General features: G+C 41.8%; 33 protein-coding genes and 4 pseudogenes. 16 read left to right on the top strand and 21 right to left on the bottom strand.

The genetic code is table 11. The features are described 5' to 3' along the window. Positions 1–85: 85 nt before the first annotated feature. From MKP07_RS07220 to MKP07_RS07185, 8 genes and pseudogenes are all read right to left on the bottom strand, one after another. Positions 86–796, bottom strand: coding sequence for a DUF4198 domain-containing protein (locus MKP07_RS07220; protein WP_240846205.1), 711 nt, complete (start codon positions 794–796; stop codon positions 86–88). An 87-nt stretch (positions 797–883) separates the two neighbouring features. Then, on the bottom strand, positions 884–1,138 hold the full coding sequence (locus tag MKP07_RS07215) for a pentapeptide repeat-containing protein (RefSeq protein ID WP_240846203.1): 255 nt from the start codon (positions 1,136–1,138) through the stop codon (positions 884–886). A 2-nt stretch (positions 1,139–1,140) separates the two neighbouring features. After that, the gene (locus MKP07_RS07210) at positions 1,141–1,455 is read right to left on the bottom strand and encodes a pentapeptide repeat-containing protein (protein WP_240846201.1); all 315 of its coding nucleotides are present in this window, start codon (positions 1,453–1,455) and stop codon (positions 1,141–1,143) included. Positions 1,456–1,503: 48 nt separating this feature from the next. Beyond that, on the bottom strand, positions 1,504–1,644 hold the full coding sequence (locus MKP07_RS07205; RefSeq protein ID WP_240846200.1) for a hypothetical protein: 141 nt from the start codon (positions 1,642–1,644) through the stop codon (positions 1,504–1,506). Then, positions 1,629–2,924, bottom strand: coding sequence for a cation:proton antiporter (locus tag MKP07_RS07200; protein WP_240846198.1), 1,296 nt, complete (start codon positions 2,922–2,924; stop codon positions 1,629–1,631). Before MKP07_RS07200 ends, MKP07_RS07205 begins: the two co-directional genes overlap by 16 nt. A gap of 239 nt (positions 2,925–3,163) precedes the next feature. Next, complete coding sequence (locus MKP07_RS07195; RefSeq protein WP_240850683.1) at positions 3,164–4,441, bottom strand: NAD(P)/FAD-dependent oxidoreductase; 1,278 nt, start codon at positions 4,439–4,441, stop codon at positions 3,164–3,166. Positions 4,442–4,516: 75 nt separating this feature from the next. After that, positions 4,517–4,987: a DUF2314 domain-containing protein gene (locus tag MKP07_RS07190; protein WP_240846197.1), complete on the bottom strand. Its 471-nt coding sequence runs from the start codon at positions 4,985–4,987 to the stop codon at positions 4,517–4,519. Between the two features lie 11 nt (positions 4,988–4,998). Next, positions 4,999–6,023, bottom strand: a pseudogene (locus MKP07_RS07185) (CofH family radical SAM protein). A gap of 330 nt (positions 6,024–6,353) precedes the next feature. Here MKP07_RS07185 and MKP07_RS07180 point away from each other — a divergent pair. From MKP07_RS07180 to MKP07_RS07170, 4 genes are all read left to right on the top strand, one after another. Then, positions 6,354–7,505: an aspartyl protease family protein gene (locus tag MKP07_RS07180; RefSeq protein WP_240846195.1), complete on the top strand. Its 1,152-nt coding sequence runs from the start codon at positions 6,354–6,356 to the stop codon at positions 7,503–7,505. Continuing rightward, a complete protein-coding gene (locus MKP07_RS37880) occupies positions 7,502–7,627 on the top strand; it encodes a hypothetical protein (RefSeq protein WP_262919187.1) in 126 nt (41 codons plus the stop codon). Before MKP07_RS07180 ends, MKP07_RS37880 begins: the two co-directional genes overlap by 4 nt. A 243-nt stretch (positions 7,628–7,870) precedes the next feature. Then, the gene (locus MKP07_RS07175) at positions 7,871–8,506 is read left to right on the top strand and encodes a M16 family metallopeptidase (protein WP_240846193.1); all 636 of its coding nucleotides are present in this window, start codon (positions 7,871–7,873) and stop codon (positions 8,504–8,506) included. Beyond that, positions 8,506–9,183, top strand: coding sequence for a M16 family metallopeptidase (locus MKP07_RS07170; protein ID WP_240846191.1), 678 nt, complete (start codon positions 8,506–8,508; stop codon positions 9,181–9,183). The genes MKP07_RS07175 and MKP07_RS07170 overlap by 1 nt, the downstream gene beginning before the upstream one ends. Positions 9,184–9,238: 55 nt before the next feature. On the opposite strand, the gene MKP07_RS07165 is transcribed toward MKP07_RS07170, so the two are convergent. From MKP07_RS07165 to MKP07_RS07140, 6 genes are all read right to left on the bottom strand, one after another. Further along, the gene (locus MKP07_RS07165; RefSeq protein WP_240846189.1) at positions 9,239–9,910 is read right to left on the bottom strand and encodes a LytR/AlgR family response regulator transcription factor; all 672 of its coding nucleotides are present in this window, start codon (positions 9,908–9,910) and stop codon (positions 9,239–9,241) included. 75 nt (positions 9,911–9,985) lie between these two features. Further along, positions 9,986–10,195, bottom strand: coding sequence for a hypothetical protein (locus MKP07_RS07160; protein WP_240846187.1), 210 nt, complete (start codon positions 10,193–10,195; stop codon positions 9,986–9,988). 2 nt (positions 10,196–10,197) lie between these two features. After that, entirely contained in the window at positions 10,198–11,190 is a 993-nt protein-coding gene (locus MKP07_RS07155) for a thioredoxin domain-containing protein (protein WP_240846185.1), read from the bottom strand. 108 nt (positions 11,191–11,298) lie between these two features. Beyond that, positions 11,299–11,610, bottom strand: a complete 312-nt coding sequence (locus MKP07_RS07150) for a hypothetical protein (RefSeq protein ID WP_240846183.1) — start codon at positions 11,608–11,610, stop codon at positions 11,299–11,301. A 21-nt stretch (positions 11,611–11,631) separates the two neighbouring features. Next, on the bottom strand, positions 11,632–12,414 hold the full coding sequence (locus MKP07_RS07145; protein WP_240846181.1) for a sensor histidine kinase: 783 nt from the start codon (positions 12,412–12,414) through the stop codon (positions 11,632–11,634). Then, positions 12,384–13,106 (bottom strand): hypothetical protein, encoded by a 723-nt coding sequence (locus tag MKP07_RS07140; RefSeq protein ID WP_240846179.1) that lies wholly within the window; start codon positions 13,104–13,106, stop codon positions 12,384–12,386. Before MKP07_RS07140 ends, MKP07_RS07145 begins: the two co-directional genes overlap by 31 nt. Before the next feature lie 270 nt (positions 13,107–13,376). Here MKP07_RS07140 and MKP07_RS07135 point away from each other — a divergent pair, with 270 nt between their 5' ends. The 5 genes from MKP07_RS07135 to MKP07_RS07120 are packed head-to-tail and all read left to right on the top strand — an operon-like array spanning position 13,377 to position 15,256. Next, positions 13,377–13,703, top strand: coding sequence for a hypothetical protein (locus MKP07_RS07135; protein ID WP_240846177.1), 327 nt, complete (start codon positions 13,377–13,379; stop codon positions 13,701–13,703). Further along, positions 13,679–14,017 (top strand): insulinase family protein, encoded by a 339-nt coding sequence (locus tag MKP07_RS37875; protein ID WP_262919186.1) that lies wholly within the window; start codon positions 13,679–13,681, stop codon positions 14,015–14,017. Before MKP07_RS07135 ends, MKP07_RS37875 begins: the two co-directional genes overlap by 25 nt. After that, on the top strand, positions 14,014–14,550 hold the full coding sequence (locus tag MKP07_RS37870; protein WP_317235783.1) for a M16 family metallopeptidase: 537 nt from the start codon (positions 14,014–14,016) through the stop codon (positions 14,548–14,550). The genes MKP07_RS37875 and MKP07_RS37870 overlap by 4 nt, the downstream gene beginning before the upstream one ends. A 51-nt stretch (positions 14,551–14,601) precedes the next feature. After that, complete coding sequence (locus MKP07_RS07125) at positions 14,602–14,919, top strand: type II toxin-antitoxin system HigB family toxin (RefSeq protein WP_240846175.1); 318 nt, start codon at positions 14,602–14,604, stop codon at positions 14,917–14,919. Beyond that, positions 14,897–15,256: a helix-turn-helix domain-containing protein gene (locus MKP07_RS07120; RefSeq protein WP_240846173.1), complete on the top strand. Its 360-nt coding sequence runs from the start codon at positions 14,897–14,899 to the stop codon at positions 15,254–15,256. Before MKP07_RS07125 ends, MKP07_RS07120 begins: the two co-directional genes overlap by 23 nt. Before the next feature lie 8 nt (positions 15,257–15,264). Here MKP07_RS07120 and MKP07_RS07115 read toward each other — a convergent pair. Continuing rightward, a pseudogene (locus MKP07_RS07115) lies at positions 15,265–16,208 on the bottom strand (DUF4421 family protein). A gap of 154 nt (positions 16,209–16,362) precedes the next feature. On the opposite strand from MKP07_RS07115, the pseudogene MKP07_RS42225 reads away from it, so the two are divergent. The 7 genes and pseudogenes from MKP07_RS42225 (at position 16,363) to MKP07_RS07075 (ending at position 21,160) form a co-directional block, all read left to right on the top strand. Next, positions 16,363–17,311, top strand: a pseudogene (locus tag MKP07_RS42225) (thiamine pyrophosphate-dependent dehydrogenase E1 component subunit alpha). Next, positions 17,280–17,492: a thiamine pyrophosphate-dependent enzyme gene (locus MKP07_RS07100; protein WP_240846169.1), complete on the top strand. Its 213-nt coding sequence runs from the start codon at positions 17,280–17,282 to the stop codon at positions 17,490–17,492. Before MKP07_RS42225 ends, MKP07_RS07100 begins: the two are co-directional and overlap by 32 nt. A gap of 71 nt (positions 17,493–17,563) precedes the next feature. Beyond that, entirely contained in the window at positions 17,564–18,478 is a 915-nt protein-coding gene (locus MKP07_RS07095; RefSeq protein WP_240846167.1) for an alpha-ketoacid dehydrogenase subunit beta, read from the top strand. Positions 18,479–18,519: 41 nt separating this feature from the next. Further along, the gene (locus tag MKP07_RS07090; RefSeq protein WP_240846165.1) at positions 18,520–19,104 is read left to right on the top strand and encodes a Crp/Fnr family transcriptional regulator; all 585 of its coding nucleotides are present in this window, start codon (positions 18,520–18,522) and stop codon (positions 19,102–19,104) included. A 345-nt stretch (positions 19,105–19,449) separates the two neighbouring features. Beyond that, positions 19,450–20,112, top strand: coding sequence for a pirin family protein (locus tag MKP07_RS07085; RefSeq protein ID WP_240846163.1), 663 nt, complete (start codon positions 19,450–19,452; stop codon positions 20,110–20,112). Then, positions 20,109–20,315, top strand: coding sequence for a pirin-like C-terminal cupin domain-containing protein (locus MKP07_RS07080; protein ID WP_317235960.1), 207 nt, complete (start codon positions 20,109–20,111; stop codon positions 20,313–20,315). The genes MKP07_RS07085 and MKP07_RS07080 overlap by 4 nt, the downstream gene beginning before the upstream one ends. 176 nt (positions 20,316–20,491) lie before the next feature. Continuing rightward, positions 20,492–21,160, top strand: a complete 669-nt coding sequence (locus MKP07_RS07075; protein WP_240846161.1) for a TapB family protein — start codon at positions 20,492–20,494, stop codon at positions 21,158–21,160. Positions 21,161–21,204: 44 nt separating this feature from the next. Here the strand turns inward: MKP07_RS07075 and MKP07_RS07070 are convergent, their stop codons facing one another. From MKP07_RS07070 to MKP07_RS42220, 6 genes and pseudogenes are all read right to left on the bottom strand, one after another. Next, positions 21,205–22,008: a hypothetical protein gene (locus MKP07_RS07070; RefSeq protein ID WP_240846160.1), complete on the bottom strand. Its 804-nt coding sequence runs from the start codon at positions 22,006–22,008 to the stop codon at positions 21,205–21,207. Between the two features lie 95 nt (positions 22,009–22,103). Then, complete coding sequence (locus MKP07_RS07065; RefSeq protein WP_240846158.1) at positions 22,104–23,690, bottom strand: N-acyl-D-amino-acid deacylase family protein; 1,587 nt, start codon at positions 23,688–23,690, stop codon at positions 22,104–22,106. 26 nt (positions 23,691–23,716) lie between these two features. Then, the gene (locus MKP07_RS07060) at positions 23,717–24,247 is read right to left on the bottom strand and encodes a hypothetical protein (protein WP_240846157.1); all 531 of its coding nucleotides are present in this window, start codon (positions 24,245–24,247) and stop codon (positions 23,717–23,719) included. A gap of 71 nt (positions 24,248–24,318) precedes the next feature. Further along, positions 24,319–24,459 (bottom strand): hypothetical protein, encoded by a 141-nt coding sequence (locus tag MKP07_RS07055; protein ID WP_240846156.1) that lies wholly within the window; start codon positions 24,457–24,459, stop codon positions 24,319–24,321. Between the two features lie 118 nt (positions 24,460–24,577). Then, positions 24,578–25,093, bottom strand: a complete 516-nt coding sequence (locus MKP07_RS07050; protein WP_394803635.1) for an alpha-L-arabinofuranosidase C-terminal domain-containing protein — start codon at positions 25,091–25,093, stop codon at positions 24,578–24,580. Between the two features lie 87 nt (positions 25,094–25,180). Continuing rightward, positions 25,181–25,809, bottom strand: a pseudogene (locus tag MKP07_RS42220) (alpha-L-arabinofuranosidase C-terminal domain-containing protein); the annotation flags it as partial. Positions 25,810–25,995: the final 186 nt, after the last annotated feature.

The following is a 25,995-nucleotide window of genomic DNA, read 5'->3' as shown; positions in this document are numbered from 1 at the left end:
ACAAAGATTTACTTTAAATAATGCTATCGAAAGAAAATTGGTGAGGACGAAGCCTTTTTTTGTTGGATCAGCAGGCCCGAAAAAATTACTTTACAAAGAGCATATAAGTAGCCCCATTAAACGTTTTGTTGATTTTGTTGCCGTTTTCTTCACGTTCGGTATTGTCTGAATGTGAGAACTCTACCTGGTACTTACCGCTCCATAAAGGGGTAAAGCTGATCTCCCCGGCTTCATTAGTATATAAAGTTTTGCTCCAGCCATTAGGTGCAAAAACCTGTACCTCTTTTTTTGCCGCGGGCTTACCCTCAAACAAGGCAGCCACTTTTACTTCTTTGTTGGCAGTTACTGAGGCCGCATCTTTTGCTACCAGGCTGATAAAGTTTTTGTTAACGGTAGCTTCATTGCCTGTATCTGATTTGCCTACTTTAACCGTGGCACTGCTGAAATAGTTGATCTTGGTACCGTGATAAAGATCTTTTACCGGATGTTGCAGGCTGATGGTATAAACGCCTTCCTGTTTGGGAGTAAAGCTGCTTTTGTAATGATCGCTACCAATCGCCGTAGATAAAGTTTCTACAGAGCCATCCGGTGCAATCGCAACAATTTTAAAGTCTTTCAGGTCGGAGAACCATTTTTCAGCCGCTGTAATATCTTTATCGGCATATTCGCCGAAGAATACTTTTATTTCCTGGGCTTTGTTTTTGCTACCCGTTGGCAGTGTTTCAATCCAGACTGCGTGGGCCCATGTTAGCTGGCATAACAGCAATGTTAGTAATGACAATAATAGTTTTCTCATCAGAATAAATTTTTCGCGAAAGTATTACCAGCACTGCCCGGCATGTTTACTAAATGCGGAAAATCTTCTTACTAAAAAGGAAAAATATCAGCCACGCACTACAATATTGTATTTCATTAATAGTCCCAATAGCCCCTCTTTAGAAAACTTCGCCTTTTTGATCTTGTTTCTGTCCGGATCAATAATGTAGTTGTAGGCCGTACTCAGGTCGGCTTTTTCGAGTAGCGTATTATCAAATGTGGCACCTTTAAGATCACAATTGGTGAAGTTTGCCCCCGTTAGGTCTGTATCCGTAAAATCGATTTCGTGTAAGGAGCAATTGTTAAATACGGTGTTCTTCATCTTCAATTTATAAAAAGAAGAAAGATTGAGGGTACATTGGGTGAAGGCCGCGGAAAAAGAAAGTCGCTACAGGTTTCAAAATGCAGCCCGATCATCTTACAATGATTGAACTGTACGTCACGGATAATGGCTTCTGATAATTGGGCATTACTGATATTACAATGATTAAAAACACAATCAATAAACGATATCTTGCATAGGTTGCTATTAGAGAAATTACAATTATGAAAAGTGCATCCCTCATACTCTCCTAATGGTAGCGATAGAGTGGTATAGTCAATATTTTCGTAGGTAGCGTCAACAAAATACTTTTCCATAAATAACGCAAATTAAGGCGGCAAAAGTCGGGGAAATAAAACAAAATATCAGCTTTCTTTACTTCTTAATCTGGCCTCTTCCAGGTCGAGCTCGCGTTCTTTTTCCCGTATCAATTCTTCATCAAAAGTGTGGTTCTGCAGGTATTTAGATAACTCTGTTCTTTTTAATTGAATCAGCTCCAGCAGCATTTTTTTAGTCTTGGTGTAGATTTTTGAGTAGCTTTTATGCCTTTTGTTTCAATCGCTTCCAGTTTCTGTTTGCTTAGCTGAATAGCACGTTCGTAACGATGGTGCACCGCCTTAAAATGTTCATCTTTTGTAAGGTCTTCCGTAAAATGGTTGTCTAAATAGGTAAGCGTTGCCTGTGCCAGGCTTAATTTGATCAGCTGCTCATTTTTTCTTTTCTCGCTGGCTTGCTTGTCCTCAATTTTAAGCCATTTCAATAATGGACCAATAGTCAACCCGGGAATGACCAGTGTTATGAGTATAACTACGAAAGTGATAAAGAGAATTAAAAACCGGTAAGGAAACATTTTGTCATCCTGAATAAAGAAGGGTATAGATAAAGCAGCAGCCAGGGAAACCACTCCGCGCATGCCACACCAGGAGATTAAAAAAGCTTCTTTATTAGTAAGTAATTCGTCTTTCAGCGGTTTTCTTTTGTGTAACAATATGCGGAAATAGTTGATACTATACACCCATACCACACGGATGGCGATAACAGCCAGGCTGATAATGATCCCATAGAATAAAGCATCCTTGATGGTGTTTTGCGTAAAATGGCGGGAGAGATAAGGTAGCTGTAACCCGATCAGTATAAAAATAAACCCATTCAATAGAAATGTAAGCGTATCCCAAACGCCGTTAATATTCAACCGCGAGCTGTAGGTCAATATCCGGTGCGAATGATAACTGATAAAAAGGCCTCCTGATACAACAGCGAGCACACCCGAAAAGCCCAGATGTTCTGCAACCAGGTACATCACAAAGGGAGAGATTAACGTAAGCGCTGTATCGATGGCGGTAGTAGTGGGAAAGAAACGATGAATGAGGTACAGAATGCCGCCGATACCTAAGCCTACCGCTGTTCCGCCCAGCGCCATTAGTACAAAACTTTGCGAGGCATCTAAAAAGCTGAACTGTCCTGTTGTAACGGCGAGCAAGGCAAACCGGAAAACGATAAGGCTCGACGCATCGTTTACCAGACTTTCACCTTCGAGCATGGTGACAATATTACGAGGCACATTGAGTTTTCTTAGAACAGAGGTAGCAGCAACGGCATCGGGTGGAGAAATAATACCTCCTAAAACAAACCCCAGCGCAAGAGTAAAGCCCGGAATTAATGCATGCGAAAGAAAGGCGATGATGGTAGAGGTGAAGAACACCAGGCCAAAGCCGAATCTTGCTATGGGGCGCCTGAATTTCCAGAAGTCTGCCCAGGGAATTTGCCAGGCTGCAGCGAACAGCACCGGAGGTAAAAAATATAAAAGACAATATCGGGGCTGATGCGTAAATCGGGAACGCCGGGCACAAAGCTGATGAGCAACCCTCCTATTACCAGGAAAATGGGATAAGCTACTTTAAGTTTATTACCCAGCATCGTAAGCAGGGTGATAATAAACAAAAGGGAAATGACCAATAACAGGTTTTTCTCAAGCATGTTCTAATGTAAGAAAATGTTGCTAAACCTCCGTCCCGCACTTACCCGCTAAGCCGTCACATTTTTGTCCTTATCCTGCGGACGAATGATCATACGGAAGGACTGGTCTTTGCTGAAGTAGGCAATGATCCAGTTAACCAGCGTACGAACCCGGTTTTTAACCGTCAACAAGGACATTACATGTATAAACAGCCATACTGCCCAGGCAATAAATCCATTGAAATGGAATTTGGGTTTGGGAATATCTGCCACTGCTTTGTTGCGGCCGATAATGGCCATCGAACCTTTATCATTATACAAAAACGGCTTCCATAAAGAAAGGTCTTTAGGCAGGTTTTTAGCTAATAGCTGGCCCTGTTGTATGGCTACCTGCGCTACCTGTGGGTGTCCTTTAGGAAATTTTTCATCGGTGGTTTGCAGGCAGGCGTCGCCCAGGGCGTAAATATTTTCAGTACCCTGCACCTTGTTAAAGGCATCCACCAGCATACGTTTCCCAGGCCCGAAGCTCTCTACCGGAAAACCGTCAAAAGCTATGGCCGATACCCCGGCGGCCCAGATCAGGTTTTTAGTAGTAATGGCATTACCATCAATCAAGGAAACAGTTTCTCCATCAAAATCCTTTACCCGGTTTTGCAGCATTACCTTTACGCCCAGCTTTTCCAGCGATTCTTTAGAGTATTTCTGAGATTCAACGGACATGGGCCCTAAAACCGCATCGCCGCCATCAACCAATATAATTTCGCTAAGACCCTTGCCCAATTCGGGATAATCTTTCCGTATAATGCTTTGCCTCATTTCAGCAAACATCCCCGAAACCTCTACTCCCGTTGGTCCTGCGCCGGCTACCACAATGGTCAACAATTTTCTTTTTAACTCCCGGTCGGTAGTTCTTGATGCTTCTTCCAAACGGTTCAGCAGCAGGTTACGCATGGCCAGGGCATCGCTCAATGTTTTCATGGGAATGGCATGTTGTTTTACATTTTCCATTCCGAAGTAATTGGTAGTGGCGCCTGTAGCCATCACCAACATATCGTAACTTAACTCGCCATTGGAAAGAATTACTTTGTTTTCAGCAGGCACAACCTGTTTGAGTGCAGCCATACGAAAACGCACATTGGGCTTATTTCTTAAAAACTTTCTGAAAGGATAGCTGATGCTTGATGGCTCGAGAAAACCTGTTGCTACCTGGTATAACAGGGGTGGGAAAAAATTATAATTATTAAGATCAACCAGGGTAATTTCAAACTCTTTGTGCTGAGCTAATCTTTTTACAAAATTAACCCCCGCAAAGCCACCGCCAACTACTACTACTTTTTTACAGCCGATGCGTTCATATCATTGGTTTTAATTAATACTATAAGGCCCGCCGTCGTTAGTTGTTGCTATATATTGTATGAATTGCTATTCGTATGTGATAAAATTTCCCGCAACCAGGGAATCCTTATCATAAATAGCCCAGTCTTCAATGAGGCCCAGGTCTATTTTTACAGGATCTTTATAAATAACATTTTTAAGTTCTACTGGTTCATTATCTAAAAGACCAACCACTTTATTACCAACAAGGCTATCGGCAGAAAACCACATGTGTTCTGCTTTATCGCCCTCTGTAAATGCTGCTTTGGCAAAAAAGTCAAAGTGATTTTCATTTTTTGCTTTCAAGAGCGCAATAAAATAACCCAGGCTATCTTTTACATTTTGGAGCTGCCGCTGGTACGCTGAATCTGTAGGGTCTAATTGCACAATATTAGCCTCGTTCCCGCCTTCCGATTCTTTATCGCTGCTTTCAGGGGTTGATTTGCAGGAAATCAAAACAATAAAAGTGCATAGAGCTAAACCAGATAATCGAAAAAGATGACGGGGGCTAAAGATCATGGTTGTATTATTTAATAATCTACCACCTGCTCTACAATGGCTTCGGGTATCTCTCTCCATTTGTATAGCTGGTTGCGTAATTGAGGTTCAAACCCTGCTTCTTTTATAGCATCCTGCATAGACTTGTAAGTAAATCGGTGTGGTGCGCGGCAGCGCTCACTACGTTTTCTTCGATCATAATGCTTCCAAAGTCGTTGGCTCCTGCATGCAGGCAAAGCTGTGCGGTGGGCCGTCCTACTGTTAGCCAGCTGGCCTGAATATTGATCACATTAGGCAACATAATGCGGCTTAAGGCCACCATACGCACATATTCATCGGCCGTTGTAAGATTATGTACACCACGGATGCGCGTCAATAAAGTATCTACATCCTGGAAGGTCCATGCAATAAATGCCAGGAAGCCGTTGGTTCCCTCTGGTTTACGGCTTTGAACCTCCCTGATCTTAACCAGGTGCTCAAACCGCTCCTCGATGGTTTCCACATGCCCAAACATCATGGTGGCAGAAGTGGTAATATCCAGCTTATGCGCTTCGTGCATCACATCCAGCCATTCCTGAGCGCCACACTTTCCTTTACTGATCAGTCGGCGAACACGATCGATCAGTATTTCTGCGCCTGCACCGGGCAGAGAATCCAACCCAGCTTCTTTTAAAGCTTTCAATACTTCGTGATGGGTACTCTTCTCCAACTTGGTAATATGCGCCACTTCGGGTGGGCCCAGCGCATGAAGTCGGATGTCCGGAAACTCCGCTTTAATCGCTTTAAAGGTGTCTACATAAAACTGCAGACCTAATTTGGGGTGATGGCCTCCCTGCAATAAAAGCTGGTCGCCACCGTATTTCACCGTCTCTTCAATTTTTTTGCGATAAGTAGGCATATCGGTTATATAGGCATCGGCATGCCCCGGTATGCGAAAGAAGTTGCAGAATTTGCAATTGGCAATACACACATTGGTTGTATTTACGTTACGGTCTATCTGCCAGGTAACTTTACCATGTGGTACCTGCTTTTTGCGCAGCTCATCTGCAATAAACATTAACTCGCTGAGCGGTGCATTATGATACAGGAAAACGCCTTCTTCTACACTTAAAAATTCAAAAGCGGCTGCTTTTTTATAGAGATCACTTAAATCCATAGTCGGAACGAAATTATGTACAAAGGTACGAAAAGCAGGGTTATTAATCCATACATCTGCTATGTAATACCATTAGCGTGGGTGAGCCCGGGGACAACCGCTGTAATTATTTATGAGTGGCCCCGACCATGGAAATCAAGGTTATTCTACCGTTTGTACCAAAATAAAAGGGATGGCTTAAAAATGTGCTAACTTTAGGAGAACGGCTTCTGTAATGAAAAAATACTGCTTTTGCTGCTCACTTTGTTTTTTGTAACGCATACTATTAGTGCGCAGGAGGAGTTTGTTGACCCGCCAAGCAGGGAGCTTACAAAAATTAATTTTATACAGTTTACCGGTGGCGTTATTGTTTTTAAAGCGTTGCTGGATAATTTTAAAGACTCCCTCACATTTGTGCTCGACACGGGAAGCGGAGGTATCTCACTCGACTCTACTACTGTGGCAACGATGGGACTAAAACCCTCCGAGCCGGAACGGATGATCAGGGGCATCGGTGGTACGCGAAAAGTTGGCTTTTTAAAAAACCAGCAGCTAAAGATCAATAACCTGGTGGTGGATAGTCTCAATTTTCATATCATCGATTACGAAGTATTATCAGCATTGTACGGCGAAAAGATCGATGGGATTGTTGGTTACTCCTTACTTAGCCGGTATATAGTAAAAATTGATTACGAAAACCAGGAAATGTCGTTCTGGAGCAATGGTACCATTAAATATCCTAAAGGCGGTTATACCATGCGTCCCCGCATAACAACTATCCCCTACCTTCTATCTGAAGTGAAAGACGCTACTCAACACGATTTTAATTATTTGTTTGATGTGGGAGCGGGACTTACGGTGCTTTTTTCTGAAGATTATATGGAGGAGAAAAAACTCCTGAAAAGCAAGCGAAAAAGGTATTTAAAACAAGGTGAAGGTTTAGGAGGGAAAGTATCCTTTGACCTGAGCGTGATGAAGGAGTTGAAAATAGGGCCCTATAAGTTTAGAAATGTACCCATCAATATTTTTGACGATGAGTATAATATTACCTCTTATCCTACCTACGGCGGACTGATTGGAAACGAGGTTTTCAGACGTTTTAATTGTATCCTTAATTATAGGAGCCGCCAGATACATATTGTACCTAATAAGTTCTACAGAGATCCTTTTGACTATGCCTACTCGGGTTTGGAATTGTACCTGGTAGACGGGAGTGCAATAATCGGAGATATACCGAAAGGGTCGCCTGCCGATATCGCCGGGCTGCTACCGGGTGATGAAGTGCTGGCCGTGAATAAAAAATTCGGTATGTCGCTGAATGAATTAAAACATGCCCTGCAAGCTGTTTACGGACGTGTAGAAGTAATTATTAAAAGAGGCGATTCTTTACAGGTAAAAAAATGAATGTTATCAATATTCTAAACGGTAAAGCTATTCCCAATCAAACCATATCCAACGATTTCAGAGATGGATTTAAAATACGTGTAGGGGGTGTAGGCGATTATAATTTCAGAATACAGCCTTAGCTGGCTATTTGTAATTGAACTGTCATTTGTTCAATGTTTTTCCGCAATTCGTAAACCCACTGTGTGCTACCCGCAACAATTTTGCGCATCGTAAAAAATTACTTAGCGCACAATGATCTACCAACAAAAAACAAAAGCAGTTCGTAACTACTATTGAGAAACAGATGCCGCGCAGGTTTGCAGCAAATATGACATTTAAATTCTAGTGCATCAATATTTTGGCGAATAAATGCCGGTAATGAGATGTTTTTACTCATTGCCGGCATTTTGATTTTTAGCCAGTATGGTAAAAATTATAATTCCCCTTACTTTCGCTGCATGGTTCAGTTTGAAAAGTTTGTATTAGAGAATGGCTTAAAGGTGATTGTACACCAGGATAAATCTACACCGCTGGCGGTAATGAACATTTTATACGATGTGGGTGCCCGCGATGAAGACCCTGCCCAAACAGGGTTTGCGCATTTGTTTGAACACCTGATGTTTGGCGGCTCGGTAAACATACCTGAGTATGATGAACCATTGCAAATGGCAGGTGGAGAAAATAACGCCTATACCACTAACGATCTTACAAATTACTACATCCAATTACCTTCCGAAAACCTGGAAACGGCTTTCTGGCTGGAAAGTGACCGCATGCTTTCCCTGGCATTTGATGAAAAGAGCCTGGAAGTACAGCGAAAAGTAGTGTGTGAGGAGTTTAAAGAACATTATATTGATAAACCCTATGGCGATGCCTGGTTTAAGATGCGGGAGTTAGCGTATAAAAATCACCCATACAAGTGGATGACAATTGGCAAACAGCTATCCCATATTAAAGAGGCCCAATTAGAAGACGTAAAAAGTTCTTTTTCAGGCATTACCGGCCGAATAATGCGATAATGGTTGTGGCAGGAAATGTAGAAACCAGCCAGGTAAAAGCATTAGCTGAAAAATGGTTTGGCAATATTGAAGCGGGAGAGAAATCGGGTAGGAACTTGCCGGTTGAAGCGCCTCAGACCGCGGCAAGAACAGAAGAAGTGAAGGCGGATGTGCCTTTGGATGGATTTTATAAAACATGGCATATTGAAGGACGTTTAAGTGATCAATACCATGCTATGGATTTGCTGACGGATATTTTAGGAGGCGGGGAATCTTCGAGACTATACCAGAAGCTTGTTAAAGAATTACAGCTATTTGTTAGCATACAGTGTTATCATTTTGGCAGCATCGATCCGGGGCTGTTTACCATCGAAGGGAAACTGGTAAAAGGAGTGGATGTAAAAGCTGCAGAAGCTGCTGTGGAAGCTATACTACAGGATATAAAAGAGAACCTGATTACCAACGAGGAGTTGGAAAAGGTAAAAAACAAAACCGAGAGCATCATGGCTTTTGAAGATATGAGCGTGCTTAATAGAGCTACCAGTCTTGCTTTTTACGAATTATTGGGCGATGCCAACATGATGAATACGGAGTTGCAGAAATATGCTGACGTAACCGTAGCCGCCATCAACAAAGCAGCAAAAGATATACTGGCACCTGAGAACAGTAATACATTATATTATCTGGCTAAGAATTAACGAAACTTATATATGATAAAACCCCGGCATGCGTTTCAACATTTGCCGGGGTTTTTTATTTAACCGGGAACTGGTAGGTATTACCAATAGGTATTTCTGTAAACCCAATAAATACTGCCTGTTTATTAAATTTTTCTACCTGTTTATTACTTACAATATAGCTTCTGTGCACACGGATGAAATCGTTTTCCGGCAGCTGTAATGCAAGATCGTTAATAGTAGATCGGGTCATTATTTTTTGCTGGTCTTTCAGGAAAATATTCAGGTAATTACCCGATGCTTCGATGTATAATATATCCTCAAACATAATTTTCACCTGCTCATAGCCATCTTTCAAAAAGATATGATCAGCATGCTTTGGAGCTCCTGACTTTAAAGCAAGTAACTCATTTGCTTTGGTACAGGCTTTTAAAAACCTGGATAAGGAGAAGGGTTTTAACAGATAGTCTATGGCGCTCACCTCAAAACCTTCCACTGCATGCTCGCTATAAGCGGTTGTGAAAACAACCATAGGCGGATTGGGCAGCGATCTGAAAAATTCGATGCCGCTAATATCTGGCATTTTAATATCCAGGAACAACAGGTCTATTTTATTCTTCTGTAAAAAATCGATGGCATCAAAGGCATTGGTGAAGGTTGCCCTCAATTCTACAAAAGGAACTTTGGCTGCATGGCTTTTAATCACCTCCAGCGCTATCGGCTCATCATCTATGGCTATTGCGTTCATTTATAGTTTGTAATTGAATTCAGCGATTTATATCCTATAATTTCTGTTGTTGAATCCTGAGATTAGTTATATTTTTTATTGCAAAGCTTCCTTTAACTGATGATACAACGCTTCCGCCTGACTGGGACGATAAGCATCGGCTGTTAAGACCTTTCCCTCCTTGTTGATAATGGCGTAGGTGGGGTACTTACGTGAAATATTTGCAGTGCCTAAAAGATCCTTCCAGAAGGGTTCTATTGTTTTTTCAGATTTATTTAAATGAAACCCCTTAATTCCATGAAGCAATATTAACTCTTTCCATTTATCAGTATCTGCAGGTTTTTCCATAGCGAGGTACAGGTAAACCAGTTGATCCTCATCTTCAAAATGTTTTTTAACGGCTTTGTATGATAGGCTATCTCACTTAGGCAAGGACCACACCAGCTACCCCATATATCCAGATAAACCACTTTTCCTTTAAAAGGTGAAATCAGTTTTTTCAATGAAGTGATGCTGTCTGCATGCTGGATAAAAACGATGTCTTTATCGTTTTTATTTTGCTTGTTAATTATATCAAGCTGGTTAAGTTGACGTTCATAAAAAGCCAGCCATTGGCTTTGAGGATATTGGTTTTTTAGTTCCTGATAAATCGCTACGGAGGTCATTAAATCTTTACTTTCAACTTTGCTTGATAACTGACGGGTAAGATAATGCTCGTGCAATAGCGGAGGCAATATTTTGCGGGCGTATAGAATAGTTAAAAAGGTTTCTCCATATTTTTCTGCCACTTTTCTCAAACTATCTATCGGGAGATCTAATGTTTGCTGAATGATTAATTCGCCGTCTCTTCTGGCGTTTAAGAACAGGTTTAATAGCTCGTTTGCTACAAAGTTGGAAACATATTGGTTCGCTGAAGCGCTTGATGAAAGAATACTCGTGTCCGGCAAAGAAACTTTGCTAAAGCTGGTATCTGCAATAGTTTTCCATGCCGAATTTTTCGACATATTGTTTTTTATACCGTCTGAAAAGGTAAAGAGTTTTCTGGCATAATAGTACCGGATTATTTTTGACTCTTGGGGGTTAGTTGCGACAATGGAGTCCTGCTCTTTCCATACTGCAGGTAGCATTATGTTTACTAAAGAATCTTTATTCCATTTATTGTACCCTTTTTCAAATAGCGCATTTATTAAAAGTGTATTATTGGGTAAAACAGTTTGTTCTATATTAGGCGGTTGCGATGATGACTGCGCGTTTAATAGCGGAGCAACAAATATTAAAATAGCAATTAATTTATTCTTCATATACACTTTGATATATTTCCATGAGCACAATTGATTCGAAAATAGAACACGAATTTCTATATTAAATAATGGATATCCAAACGAAGGAGAGCGCTATGTTTTAATTACTTAGAGCTCCACACCAGTACTTTTTACCAGTTTCCATTCACCGCTGTTGCGCACAAAGGATTTAGTGACAGTTGTTTTCCCATTACTGTCGTAAAGAAAGCTATCCATGCTTTCGTATGCACTGTCTGAATATTTTGCCTTAACGTGTATAGACACCGGTAGCCGATCTATTTTACGCAGCTTTTTGGTAATGCTTACCTTGGTCTGTACTCCATTATTATTTACTGTTTTGGTTTCAGTTTGAGTAATGTAGTCGCTGTTAATGGAGCAGCTTAATACAACCAGCAATAGGATAAAGGGAATATATTTCATATAGTATTTTTAAGAGATGAATTAAAGATTAACGGTTAAGTGTATAAAGAACTCTTTGGCGCTTTCCCTGATGATCAGCTCATGCTTTTTAGGGTACAGTAATGCCAGCCTTTGTTTTACATTTTGTAACCCGATGCCACTTTTCATCTTTTCGGGATCATACTCATTTTTTATATGCACGCTGTTGTTAACATCGAAATACAGCACATGGTCTTTGGTGTGTAATGATATATTGATAAAGGAAGGCTGCTGCAGACTGATACCGTGTTTAAACGCATTTTCAACAAAAGGAATCAGCAGCATCGGCGATATATCCAGCCGGTTAAACTGCTCTTCAATATTGGTTTGTATCACAATATTCGGGCTGGTTACTGTACGTAGCTTTTGCAGATCGATATAGTTGTTGAGGTAATCTATTTCCCGCGCCAGCGATATTTTTTCCTGTATATTTTCATGTAGCATAAACCGCATCATATCACCCAGTTTTTGGATGCCCTCACCCGTGCGGTCGGCATTTTCCTGAAGGGCAGTGCCATAAAGTGTGTTAAGCGCATTGAATAAAAAATGAGGATTGATCTGTGAACGTAAGAAGCTCAGGTTAGCCTGTGAGGATCCCAGCGCTGTTTGCAGCACTTCTTTCTCCACCCGGTTGCGGGCAATATACCAGCTTAACGGAATAACAAAAAGAAATCCTAAAATCAGGAATACTGCAAAATAGGCTCCATACTCACCATGACCCGCGATGCCATAAGCCAGCCCGGCAGCCAGCAGGTTTAACAGAAACAGGATAGGAACAATACGCAACCAATAAGAGCGGCTTTTGTATTTTTTTCAGCTGCCAGCGGGATCAAAAAGCGAAAATGTAAAAACATAATCAGTGCAGCATAGGGCACACCTACCAACCAGAAGGCCGCCACTTCGTTGGCATGATTAGACATTAGGATCGTAAAAATCGAGATCCAGCAGGCCAGTGCTAAAAAAGTAAACAGCAGTCCTTTTTTCCCCTGGGTGCTTAATTTTCTTCCTTTTAAAACGGTAAAAAGGATCTCCTTAAGCGTGTAGTAGGTGATAAATAGAATATAAATTATGGCTACTGTAGTAAAACCGTCAATAAATACATCATTATATACTTCATCCCTGGTATCGAACTGCGCGAATTTCCAGCCGTCTATATAGGTATTGGTAATAGAGATCAGGGTAGCAACAATTAAAAAAGAGCCAAATACAGAGCCCGTCTTAGTCCACTCATCCTTTATCTCACTGGCATATTTTGTAAGAAAAACAAAAGCGGAATAATAAATGATGATCTGGGCCAGGTAGGGAATAAACAGGTGCTTATAAAAGCTAAACCGGATATTATATTCATGAAATCTCCAGAAACTATGGTTGTCTTCATTGGCATCTTTGCTCATTATCAACAGGGTAAATACAAATACGGCGGCGAGGATGGTTACCAGCCAGAACTCAATTTTGTTATATATTTCTTTTGCTTTCATTTTTATTTGTTTGTTCTGCAAGATTACATCGCTCTCGCCTGAATGATAAAACAGATGTGACGAAACTGCACAAAAATGTGATGAATCGTTGTTGCAGGTTAGATCGGGCTATTTAAAAAAGAACTTTTCCGGCAAAAATTTAGTGTACGTTTGTCGCCTTAATTTCAATTTAATGCTTAACAGAACTATAGCGCCGCTATTGTAGATGCAGTTAATTTTAATCTTCAGCTACAACCCTATCAGAAATATGTTTTACGAAACGGTGTAGAAGTGTATGCCATTGATGCAGGGGCCGAGGAAGTGTTGCAAATAGAGTGGGTGTTTAATGCCGGCAACTGGTTTGAAGACAAAAACCTGGAGGCAGGCGTTACCAATTTCCTGTTAAAGAACGGTACTACTTCCAAAACAGCCTTTGAGATCAATGATCATTTTGAATACTATGGCGCCTATTTAAACCGCAGTAGCGGGTCGGAATTTGCACATGTAACGCTCCACTGCCTGTCTAAGCATATTGAAAAATTATTGCCGGTAGTGAGGATATTTTCTCCGAATCCACCCTGCTGCAGAGTGAAATGGATATTGCCATTCAAAACATGAAGCAAAAGCTGGATGTAAATCTTAAGAAAAGCAGCTTTGTTGCGGGTCGCTTAATTGACACTTATCTTTTTGGAGAACAGCACCCTTATGGCCAATTTAGCCGCCACGAAGATTTTAATGCCCTTACCCGGGACGGGCTTGTCAATTTTTACCAGCAATATTATAAGCAAGGTCAGTTTAAGATCTTTATTGCGGGTAAACTACCTGGCAATATTGAGTCCTTACTGGATACTTATTTTGGAGATTTTGATAACCATGTAGTTGCTGATAAGCAGCACGTTGTAGCGCCCGATCTTCAAAAAAACACCGGGTGATCAATGACGAAAAAAGTGCCCAGGGGTCTATCCGTTTAGCAAGACCTTTTGAAAACAGGCATCATCCCGACTTCCTGAAAGCACAGGTGTTAAACGTAGTGCTAGGTGGGTTCTTCGGTAGCAGGCTGATGGCCAATATCCGTGAGGAGAAGGGTTACACTTATGGCATCCATAGTTACCTGATGGGTAATAAGCGCGAAAACGGATGGATGATCACCACCGAAGCCGGGCGCGATGTAAGCGAGGCTACGATCAGCGAAGTATATAAAGAAATGGATATACTCCGTACAGAAGCTATAGACGAGGAGGAGCTGATGCTGGTAAAAAACTTTATGATGGGCTCCATATTAGGTGACCTGGATGGACCTTTCCAGATGATTGCCCGCTGGAAAAATATCATTCTCAATGATCTTGATAACGAATTCTTCAACCGCTATATATCCAATATTAAAAATATTACGGCCGACGAATTGCAGGAGACTGCCAATAAGTATTTATTGCCCGAAGATTTTTACGAATTGGTCGTGGTATAAATAACGTTTTTAACGTGTAACCAAATTGGTAACATTTTTGTATATTTGTGTATGCGGGTTATTGCTATTAAAACCTTGAAAGATTACTGGGATATGTTTCCGTTGGCTCAGCAAGCCCTGTTTTCCTGGTATGAAGAGGTTTCTGTGGCGAATTGGAACACTCCGAATGATTTAAAAGCTCAGTATCGGAATGCATCTATACTGACTGACAAAAGAGTAGTTTTTAATATTCATGGTAATAGCTTTCGTTTAGTAGTAGATGTAGAGTATCGTTTGAAGATTGTTTTTGTCGTTTGGGTTGGGACCCATAAACAGTATGATAAAATTGATATTAAAAAAGTGTGTTATGTTAAGGCCCATAAAAAATGAACAGCAATATGAAGATGCCCTGGAGAGGGTATATGCGCTAATGCAAAAGGAAATGACTGAAGGTTCAAAAGAATCTGATGAATTAGAAGTGCTTTCTATATTAATTAAGGAATACGAGAGTGAACACTATGTGGTTCCCCAACCTAATCCATTAGATGCTATTAAGTTTAGAATGGAACAGATGAACATGTCAGATGCGGAGCTATCTGATATACTCGGCTATAGATCCAGAAAATCAGAAATTCTTTCAGGAAAAAGAAAGCTAAACCTTGCCATGATCCGTAAGATCAGGGAGAAACTACAGATTCCTGCTGAAGTATTGATTCAGGCCTATTAAAATATCCTTTAGTTGATCAGGAAACCCAGCCCTATTTTATTGATGACCTTGCCCGCAAACCGGGTGATTTTGGGGATTGTTTTACCCGCATCGATGCGCCGGGCATACATCAGCTTATAATTGTCATTGTAGTTAAGGTAACGGGAATCGCCTTCCATGCCTTTAAAAAATAACCGGTTGGATACATACGAAAAGGCAATGCCCCAATTCTCACTATTATACCCGATGGCGCCCTTTGCTTTCATGTTCGGGTTGAACTTCCAAAATGCGTGCTGTGTATTTATATCAGTTTTTTCTTTTATATAGCTCACGTCCGCATTAAACGAGGCCATGGCCGTAGCAAAAAAATGCTTTTTAACAACCAGCGTATAGCCGTACCCGATACCGGGGCCAAATGTGATAAAGTCCAGCTTCGAAACATTAGCATGAGGAAATTCATTCTTAAGCTGGGAAGGTATAAAAGCGCTATCGCCCTTTGCTGACCCATAAAAAATTCTCCGCCATATAACAAGGAGCCGGCGGATTTCCTTTGCCAGGCATCCAGTAAAAATGCGGCCTGTGCACTAAATTTCCTGCTGTTTTGAATAAGATTTACTGTTGTACCATAAAGTCTTGTCTCAATATCAGGCCGGGTATAGTTAGGCATACCCACAGGCGAAATATTGTATCCGCTGTTTACATAAAGACCTTTATAATTTTGAAAATAGATATCTGCTAATACTTTTCTGCCGGTAATGCTTAGCTGCAAATTGGTTTGCTTTGTTTTACCTCTCTCCGGCTTATAAGATGGATCTAAACTACCTACTCCAAATGTAGCAGCCAATCCCACAAAATCATGGGAACCCGAAATTCCCAAACGGCCCGGGCTGTTAGATAAGTATTTTAATGAATTTTCGGCGCTGGATGCATCTGTTTTAAAAACCGTATTCTTTTTGGCTGCAATAGCGCCCAATGTTAGTTTATTGCGATAAGAAACATAATAGCTGGTGTCATACCGTTCAGATCTATACTGGGCATGTACGCTTAGAGTTGCTGCAATAAAAAAGTAACCAATATGGCTTTTAGCATAAGATGGTATTACAAAGTACGATAATTAAACAAGCTATATGCCAAATATTTTACGGGCAGGATTTTTAACGACCTCCACAAAGAGTCCTCAGGTAAGCGCATCGTCAATCGACAAAGTATATCAACCTGGCCTGCACACTTCGTACACTAAAAAAGCCTACGTTTGTATTATGCTTTTCGACAGGAAAAATCTTTCTAATGCGCAGCTCATCCAGATGTATCGAAGCCTCTTGTATCCAAGGCTGATCGAGGAAAAAATGCTGGTATTGCTGAGGCAGGGAAAAATAAGCAAGTGGTTTAGCGGCATTGGTCAGGAGGCTATAGCAGTAGGAGCAACACTGGCCCTTCAACAGGATGAATGGGTCATGCCCCTGCATAGAAACCTGGGTGTATTTACTACCCGCCAAATGCCGTTGCATCAGCTGTTTAATCAATGGCAGGGCAACCAAAACGGCTATAGTAAAGGACGGGAAAGAAGTTTTCATTTTGGAAGCAAGGCGCATCATATCTGTGGTATGATTTCACATTTGGGTCCGCAACTGGCCGTAGCTACTGGTGTTGCATTGGCCAATAAGCTGGGTCAGAAAGGGAAAGTATCACTAGCTTTTACGGGGAAGGCGGTACCAGCGAGGGCGATTTTCATGAAGCCTTAAACCTGGCTGCGGTTTGGGACCTGCCGGTTATTTTTTAATAGAGAATAACGGGTACGGGCTTAGCACGCCCACCCATGAACAGTATCGCTGCATTAACCTGGCAGATAAAGCAAAAGGATATGGTATTGAGGGCATCACCATCGAAGGAAACAATATTCTATCTGTTTACGACACCATTAAAGGGGTACGGGATTACTGTATAAAAAATCAAAAACCTTACTTAATTGAGTGCAGCACTTTTCGAATGCGCGGACATGAAGAAGCCAGCGGCACCAAATATGTACCCCGGAATTATTTGAACTTTGGGAGAAAAAGATCCGGTAAACAACTTTGAGCAATATCTTATTCAGGAGGAAGTGTTGACTGAGAATGATGGAAATGCTATTAGGGATGAGCTTAAAGCAAAGGTTGAAGATGAGTTGAAGCAGGCAGACGCGAAGGCGTTTCCGCTAGCTGTTCATACAAGCGTTGAGATCAACGACGTGTATGCCCCCATGAGCAGGAGAAAAAACTGATCGCTGCTGCTGGTAGTAAGGTTTCAGAAAAACGTTTTATAGAAGCCATTAAAGAAGGGCATCAGCAATGTATGACCGAGCAGCAAAACCTGGTAGTGATGGGGCAGGATATTGCTGAATATGGAGGCGCTTTTAAAGTGACGGAAGGTTTGTTAGATCTATTCGGAAAAGAAAGGATACGTAATACCCCGATCTGTGAAAGCGTGGTGGTAGGAGCTGCATTAGGTCTTAGTTTGGAAGGATATAAATCGGTGGTAGAAATGCAGTTTGCGGATTTTGCAACGGTAGCGTTTAACCAGATCGTAAATAACCTGGCTAAAATATATTACCGCTGGGAACAGGCGGCTAATGTGGTCATACGTATGCCTACGGGTGGTGGTGTAGGTGCTGGTCCTTTTCACAGTCAGAGTAATGAAGCATGGTTTACGCATGTACCCGGTTTGAAAATTGTTTACCCTTCTACGCCTGCTGATGCAAAAGGCCTGTTGATCGCTGCTATCAACGATCCCAACCCGGTATTGTTTTTTGAACATAAAGCTTTATACCGGAGTATAACCGGCCCTGTGCCCGAAGAAAGTTTTGAAGTGCCTATTGGTAAAGGCAGGTGGGTACAAAAAGGAGATGATATCGCGATTATTACTTATGGAATGGGCGTTATATGGGCCGAAGAATATGCAGCCTCACATCCTGAAATTTCGTTGGCCATACTCGATCTGCGAACTCTGCTGCCACTCGATTATGAAGCGATCAAAGAGGCTGCTGAGCGTACGGGTAAAGTATTGGTATTGCATGAAGATACTTTGACGGGCGGTATCGGTGCAGAAATAGCCGCCTGGATCGGAGAACATTGCTTCAACAGGCTGGATGCTCCTGTGATGAGGTGTGCTTCTCTGGATACTCCGGTCCCGTTTAATAAGGAACTGGAGGCAAATTTTATGGCTCATTCCAGGTTGGAAGAATGCATCAATAACTTATTGAATTTTTAAGTACGGTATTGCCGGATCAACTATAAATCATCAACTGAACCATGTCTTTCGAATTATTACTAAAAAGTATTGCAACGCGGGTTGCACTGAATGAAGAAGAACAAAAAACATTTACTTCTTTTTTCAGAACTAAAAAATTAAAGAAGAAAACCTTTTTATACCAGGAAGGAGATATACAACAGCATATAGCCTTTATTAATTCGGGCTGTTTACGAAGCTACTCTATTGATAAAAATGGAACCGAACATATTTTACAGTTTGCACCTGCTGGTTGGTGGATTGCCGATATGCAAAGCCTCCTTAATAATGCGCCATCTAACCTGAGTATTGATGCCATTGAAGACAGCGAAGTGTTTCTGATAAAACAATCGGAGATAGAAGATATGTACCAGGCCTTACCTCAACTGGAACGCTATTTCAGGATACTGGCAGAACGTTCATTGGCCACTTCTCAGCAAAGATTGATAGATGCTTTAAGCCTCACTGCTGTTGAGCGGTATAATAATTTCTGTAAAAGATATCCTTCTTTAATACAAAGCATCCCGCAGAAATATGTGGCCTCCTATATTGGCATTACCCCGGAGTTTATGAGTAAAATGTTGAGTCAACCGATGAAAAAGGGCTAGTGGGGATCGGCAAGTGGTAAGTAGGGTTTGAACCGGGAAATATTTAATGTTCGATAATCAATATGCAAAAAGTCTTTACGCCTTTACTTCTTTTTGTGCTTCGCATGAAATAAAAGTTAGTAGGGGATAGCAAGTAGCGAGTAGATGTTAGAATCTTCAATGTTTTAACCTTTGCTCCTGTGTCTGCCCGAAAGAACTTCACTCAGGCGGGCGGGAAACAACACCCATAAAGTTACACCATTTCCTGCCCCAGCCAATTAACCTATATTAACTACTTTACTTAATCCGTGTTATTGTAGCCGCCTTCTCTTTGAGCTAGTTTTGCTTTTAAAGGAGATCACAAAAATGAAAAAGTCAATAGAAAGAGTGTTTACCCGCCCCGAACAAGTGGGTATGGTGGGCGACGGCTTCAGAGTATATAATTTTATTCCCCGCGGTGTTACCCAACAAAGGCTGAGTCCTTTTTTAATGCTGGATTTTGCAGCCGCATTTAATTTCTCACCCACCGACAAACCTCGTGGCGTTGATGTACACCCGCACAAAGGTTTTGAAACAGTGACGGTTGCCTACAAAGGAAGTGTGGCGCATAACGATAGCGCGGGCAACAGCGGTGTCATCCATCCCGGTGACGTGCAATGGATGACGGCCGGAGCAGGTATTTTGCACAAAGAGTATCATGAAGAAAATTTTGCTGCAAAAGGCGGTGTTTTTGAAATGGTACAATTGTGGGTGAATTTGCCCAAAAAAGATAAATCGGCCCAACCGCATTATCAATCTTTAACCAAAGAAAATATCGGCAAGGTTGCATTACCCGGTGATGCAGGTGAGGTAAATGTTATCGCGGGTAATTTTAATGGTAATGCAGGCGCCGCTGAAACTTATACCGCTGTCAATCTTTTTAATGTAAAGCTGAAGAGTGAAGCGAGCTTAACAACGGGTATTCCTGCCAGCCATAATACGGCGCTGCTGGTTGTTGAGGGAAGTATTAATAAAATGGTAAAGAAATAGAAGAGCATAGTTTTGTATTATTCAAAAATGATGGAGATGAGGTAGATATTTCTGCCACAAAAGATAGTGTTATACTGGTATTAAGCGGAGAACCTATTTATGAGCCTATTGCGAGTTATGGTCCTTTTGTGATGAACACGCAGGCAGAGATTTATGAGGCAATGGAGGAGTTTCAGAATGGTAAGTATGGCGTGTTGAACTAATAGGTGGTGATGGGTTTAGGTTGGTTTTGTAAAACAAGCGGCTGTCTTTGGGCAGCCGCTTTGTATTTAAAGTTACTTCAATAAGCATTAGCCGGTAGGCTATATGATCGCTCGCTTATTTAGGTGATTGCTGGTTGTTGAGAAGCGGGCTAATTTGCACTTTAAAACTATTCATTATGCGGGGCCTTATTTTTATATTATTACTGGTAATCAGCTCGGGGGTTTATGCCCAATGTAACTACTATTATTTGCAGAACAACAAAACCGTTACCATGGCTATGCTCGACAGGAAAGGGAACCAGGACGGCAAGTATGTTTATAAAGTATCGGGTGTAACCAAAGCAGGCGGTACTACAAGTGCTAAAGTAAAATCTGAAGTGTTTGATAAAAAAGGAAAATCTCTAGGAGGCGGGGCCGGTACCATGCAATGCAAGAACGGCCAGCTAATGATCGATATGAAGATGATGATGAATCCCCAGCAAACACAGCAGTTTAAGAATACCGATGTAGATGGTAAGGGTATGTTTATGGAGTATCCTGCTTCTTTAAGCGTAGGGCAGGAGCTGAACGATGCTAATTTCAATATGGACATGAAATCCGAGTCGGGCATGGTGGTCAATATGAGCATCGATATTACCAACCGTAAGGTGGAAGCAAAGGAAAAAATCACCACACCGGCGGGCAGCTGGGACGCCTATAAAATTACTTACGACTCAAAAATGATAATGAATATGGGCATTGCGATTCCTATGAAAATGCAAATGACCGAATGGTTTGTACCTGATTTTGGGGTGGTAAAAAGTACATCCAAATGGGGAACACAGGAGCTGATTTCGATTGAATAACAATAACAGCTGGTTTAGGTATAACGACGGATTTGAATAAAGTTTTATTTACCCCAATTATAAAACTGCTCACCTTTATAGGTGAAAACACCAATATAAACGTCATCTTTGTACAGCTCTTTACCGTCTGTTTGTATTAAATTTTTCAGTTTGGATTCCTCCGCGTTATATTGAAAAATCAGCCCTTTAGCAAAATAGTATCCGGATCTTTGGGCATCGTATACTATTGCTCCGTCATTGTCTATTTGATAATGATAATAATACCCTGGCACTTGCTTATTAAACGCTGCGCCAATATTTTTAAGTTTTTCAATAAATTGATTGACGGCATTTTCAGAGGATGCCCTGGCGTAGCCTATTGTTCCCCAATATGTTTGGGCAGTAACTCTTTTTGTTACGGGTGTAATTATTTCAATACTTTTTTGATCCTTAAAATCAAGAATTAGTTCGGTATCAGAAATTTTTAGCAATCCTTCATTTTTTACGCCTAGATTATTCAGTTCTATGACATACTGACCGTTGCGCAAAGTACTTAAATCAATTTCTGCTGTTGCTGGCCCGATTGCGGTAAGACAAACTTGTGTTTCCGGAACACCCGTAAAAGTAACACTCAGTTTATTGTTCTCCTTGAAGTTTTGCTCTGTGTTTATGTGATAATTGACACAGGGATAAGCTTTTTGGGTAGCACAGTATAATACCAGCTTTTGGGTGTTGAGATATTCTTTTACCGATACTTTTATTTTTGAGTCAATCAGACTACCGTTATCTATAGGATTTTCTTCGATAGCAGCATTTTTATTGCAAGCGGCAAGTAGTACAATAAAAGCATATACCGTTAGTTTTTTCATATTCATTCAAGCTGTTTTGGTTAAAGAATATTGTTCGTATTCAACAGCATACCTACATTATTGACGAAGCTTTCATTTCAAGCGCAACATCGCAATTAATTATTTAGTAAACCATTTCCGTATAACGCCTTTCCTGCTCTTTTGCTATTATGCTTTTCATCTTCGACGGTTACCTGCCCGTTTACCAAAACATAATGAAAACCTTTCGAGTAAGCATGCGGGTTTTTATAGGTAGATTGGTCTGCTACTTGTTTTTCATCGAAGATCACAATATCGGCCGCCATTCCCTCTTTTAGAAGCCCCCTGTCTTTTAGCTGGAATTTCTGGGCCGGCAGCGAGGTCATCTTGCGGATGGCTTCTTCGAGTGAAATGACCTTTTCTTCTCTTACATATTTACCCAATACACGTGCATTAGTTCCATAACCCCTGGGGTGTGGCACGCCCTGGTTAAATACGCGGATAGAGGCATCGCTGGCAAACATATTAAAGGGATATTGCATAATACGCTTTACATCCTCCTCCCCCATGCCATGAAATACGGCGCTGGCTCCTCCGTTGATCATAATGTCAATAATCGTTTCAGCTTCTTCTTTCACCTTATGTTTACGGCCCATCATCAGGTTGATCTCTTCAATGCTTTTCCCGTTAAAGCTGCTATCTGGCCTGTAGCTGGCTACCACCGCATAGCTAAAATGTTTCAATTTCCTTTTCTTTAATCTGGCCAGCATCTCATCGATCACCCTTTTTTTGATAGCGGAATTTTTAAGCCTGGCAACAATACTATCCTGTCCGTCAGCCAGTATATCATCGGGTAGTAAAGTACTGATGGAAGTACTGCTGGCGGTGTAGGGATATTGGTCGATAGTTACATCCAGTCCCTGTTCCCGGGCATTGGCCACCATAGCGATCGTTTCTTTGCTTCTGCCCCAGTTTTGCTGGCCGCTTAGCTTGAAATGGGATATTTCTACCGGTATATTGGCTTCCCGCCCGATAGTAATAGCTTCAGCGATAGCATCAGTAACCTTATCTCCTTCATCTCTCATGTGCGAGGCATAAACGCCATTATAGCGGGAGGCCATTTTAGCCAGCGCTACAATTTCCGGAGTTTTAGCATAAGTACCCGGGATATAGATAAGACCAGTTGAAAGCCCTACGGCGCCATCCTTCATCGCTTTTTCCACCAGGGCTTGCATTTGTACTATTTCCTCTGGAGTTGCGTCGCGGTTAGCCCTTCCCATTACTGCCTTACGCACATCATTATGCCCGATCAGCGAAGCTACATTTACCGAGAGTTGTAGTGAATCGATCCATTTCAGGTATCTGCCAATATCTACATTTGAAGCACCACAGTTGCCTGCTACTACCGTTGTTACACCATCATAAATAAAATTATCGGCTGTCGGGTTTTTGGCTTCATCTCCTTCAATATGTGTATGCACGTCTATAAATCCCGGAGCAACAATCAACCCTTTTGCATCGATGGTTTGCTTGGCCGTAAAGGCTAATGATTTACCCACACGGGTAATTTTACCCTCTCTTATTGCAATATCGCCATAATACCAGCTATTGCCCGTGCCATCAATAATTTTCCCGTTTTTAATAAGGATATCACAGTTGTTTTGTGCGGGGCATACCTGATAAGCAAGCAACAGGAATGCCAGTAGTTTTAGATAATGGAGCATACTGCAATTTAAGCATAATCCGGGTTTTAAGGCCTGCCGTCGAATCTGCGGTAGATGACCGCCTCGTCATCAGTAGCACCTTCCAGCCAGAGTGGCGTAGGCATAAGACCAGCGGTAAAACGCTCGTAAGAGTCTTTTATGTATTTATGAAAAGTATAGTCGGCTGCGGTCGATGTAAAAAGAAAAGAAGGTTGATAATATATGATGAATTGGCTGATGGTGCTGTCGTTGTTGGCACCGGTAATACGCCTGATGAGCGACTTGCTGAAGCGATGCTGAATAAACGCTTCCTGCTCCTGGGTAATCAGCCTGTTTTGAAACATCGAGAGGCGTTTATTACGGCCAAACCGAAAGGAATTGATGATCTCATTCAGGTCAAAACCAACGGAGCCGTCACTTAATGAGCTCACTTTTAAACCAGGTTTTTGATAATCGAAATATTTGGCATAGTCCTGCCGGTTTTGAATAGAGTCCCGCTTATAGTCTTTTACCCTTGCTTTTACACCGGGCAAGAGGGTAATGAATGTTTGTAAAGAAATGTTGAAAGCGTAAGGCATTTTAATGCTTTTCACCAAAAATTTACGGGTGGGTTTGTTCAGGTAGCTGAACCAGATTGAATCTGTTTCGTTTACCCGGATGCTATAATCCCCATTGCATCGGTAGAGGTACCTGCTCCGTTAGTGGATAGTACCGAAACGCCCTGAACAGGATAAGTACCCGAACTATCGAATACGGTACCCTTCACGGTGATCTGGGCCTGCAACTGCAACAGCCCGGCAGCAGTTATAATTAGTAGTATGAAAAAAGACGCTTCAAATCAGTTAATAGGACGGCAAAGCAAGCAAACTATTTGCAAATGCTTTGATAAAAAAATAACTAACTGATAATCAGAGCTTAATTTTCCATATAGTGAGCGAATAAGGCGGGAGCTGTTCCGGTTTTCCTGCCTGTAAATGGGTTTCATCGGTAACGGGCACTACTTTCCGGTCGGCCGGGTTGCCGGTGAGAACCGTTTTTTGAGCCTTGCCTCCGGTTGGCAGTTCACTTAAGTTCAGGCTGATATTGGCTGTAACGGGCAACAGGTTTACCACGCGAACCATCAACTCATTAGTTTTCGTGTTCCTTACTATGGAGGTAGATAACCGTTTCATTACCCCCGCATCATTGTTGGACGATTGTGTTTGCGCGGGAATGTACTCATTGCCGGGACTATTGCCATACAAATGTTGTACATAATAGCCCGGGGTCAATTTTACTTCGGTATTGGTAAAATAAATCAGATCGGGGTTCCACTGGGTAAATCCTTCTTTTGCAAAAAGCGGCGCATAAGATGACATCGCTACCACATCTCCGTTACGCTCCAGGTTATTTAGATGAAGCGCTTCAGAAAGCGCTGTTTCCAGGTTATTGGGCCTTCCTGGTAAGTGACTGGCATATTCACCCAGGTAAACCTTGCTGCCTTTACGGTCATATTTATCATAATAGTCCTGGTTGTGAATAAACCAGCCCGGTGGTACATAATAATGTTCGTCTATCAGGTCTACACCCAGCTTACGGGCAATACCCCAGCCTTCAACATAATCTGTCCCTTCATAAAAAGGCCCTGAAGTTCCGATCACCTTCATTTCAGGGTACTTTTTTTGATGGCATTAAAGATCATTGTGAACCGTTCCTCAAAAATATCGGTGATCAGGTCTTCGTTTCCAATACCTATATATTTTAAATTGAATGGCTTAGGATGTCCCGATGCCGCCCGAAGCCTGCCCCAATGCGTTGATTTAGCATCGCCGTTGGCCCATTCTACCAGGTCAAGTATATCCTGTACGTATTCATCCATTTCCGCCATAGGAATACCGCATTGTTGTCCGGCTCCGCCGTCCGAAGAGTTTTGACAGGGAACACCTGCGGCCAGTACCGGTAGTGGCTCAGCCCCCATGTCCTCACAAAACTGGAAATACTCGTAGTAACCCAAACCGGTGGTCTGGTGGTAGTTCCACATATTGCGCATCGGTTTGCGGGCTTCAAGTGGACCGATCGTCGTTTTCCAGCGATAAATATTGGCAATTCCGTCACCATGGGCTACACATCCGCCAGGGAAACGTAAAAACCTGGGTTTCATATCCGCCAATGCCTGTGCAAGGTCGGCCCGGAGCCCGTTTTTGCGATCTTTAAATGTTTTTTGAGGGAAGAGTGACACCATGTCTAAGTGGATGCTGCCTTTTTGTTCAGCAATTAGCTCAAGCGAGGCGTCGGCAGCAGTTGCATTGGCTGTTATTACTGCTGATAGCTTTTTCCAGTTGCTTCC

Source organism: Paraniabella hibiscisoli (genome assembly GCF_022512515.1).
GTDB lineage: Bacteria > Bacteroidota > Bacteroidia > Chitinophagales > Chitinophagaceae > Niabella > Niabella hibiscisoli.
The sequence above is the reverse complement of the archived record's forward strand: the minus strand, read 5'-3'. Positions and strand labels throughout refer to the sequence as shown.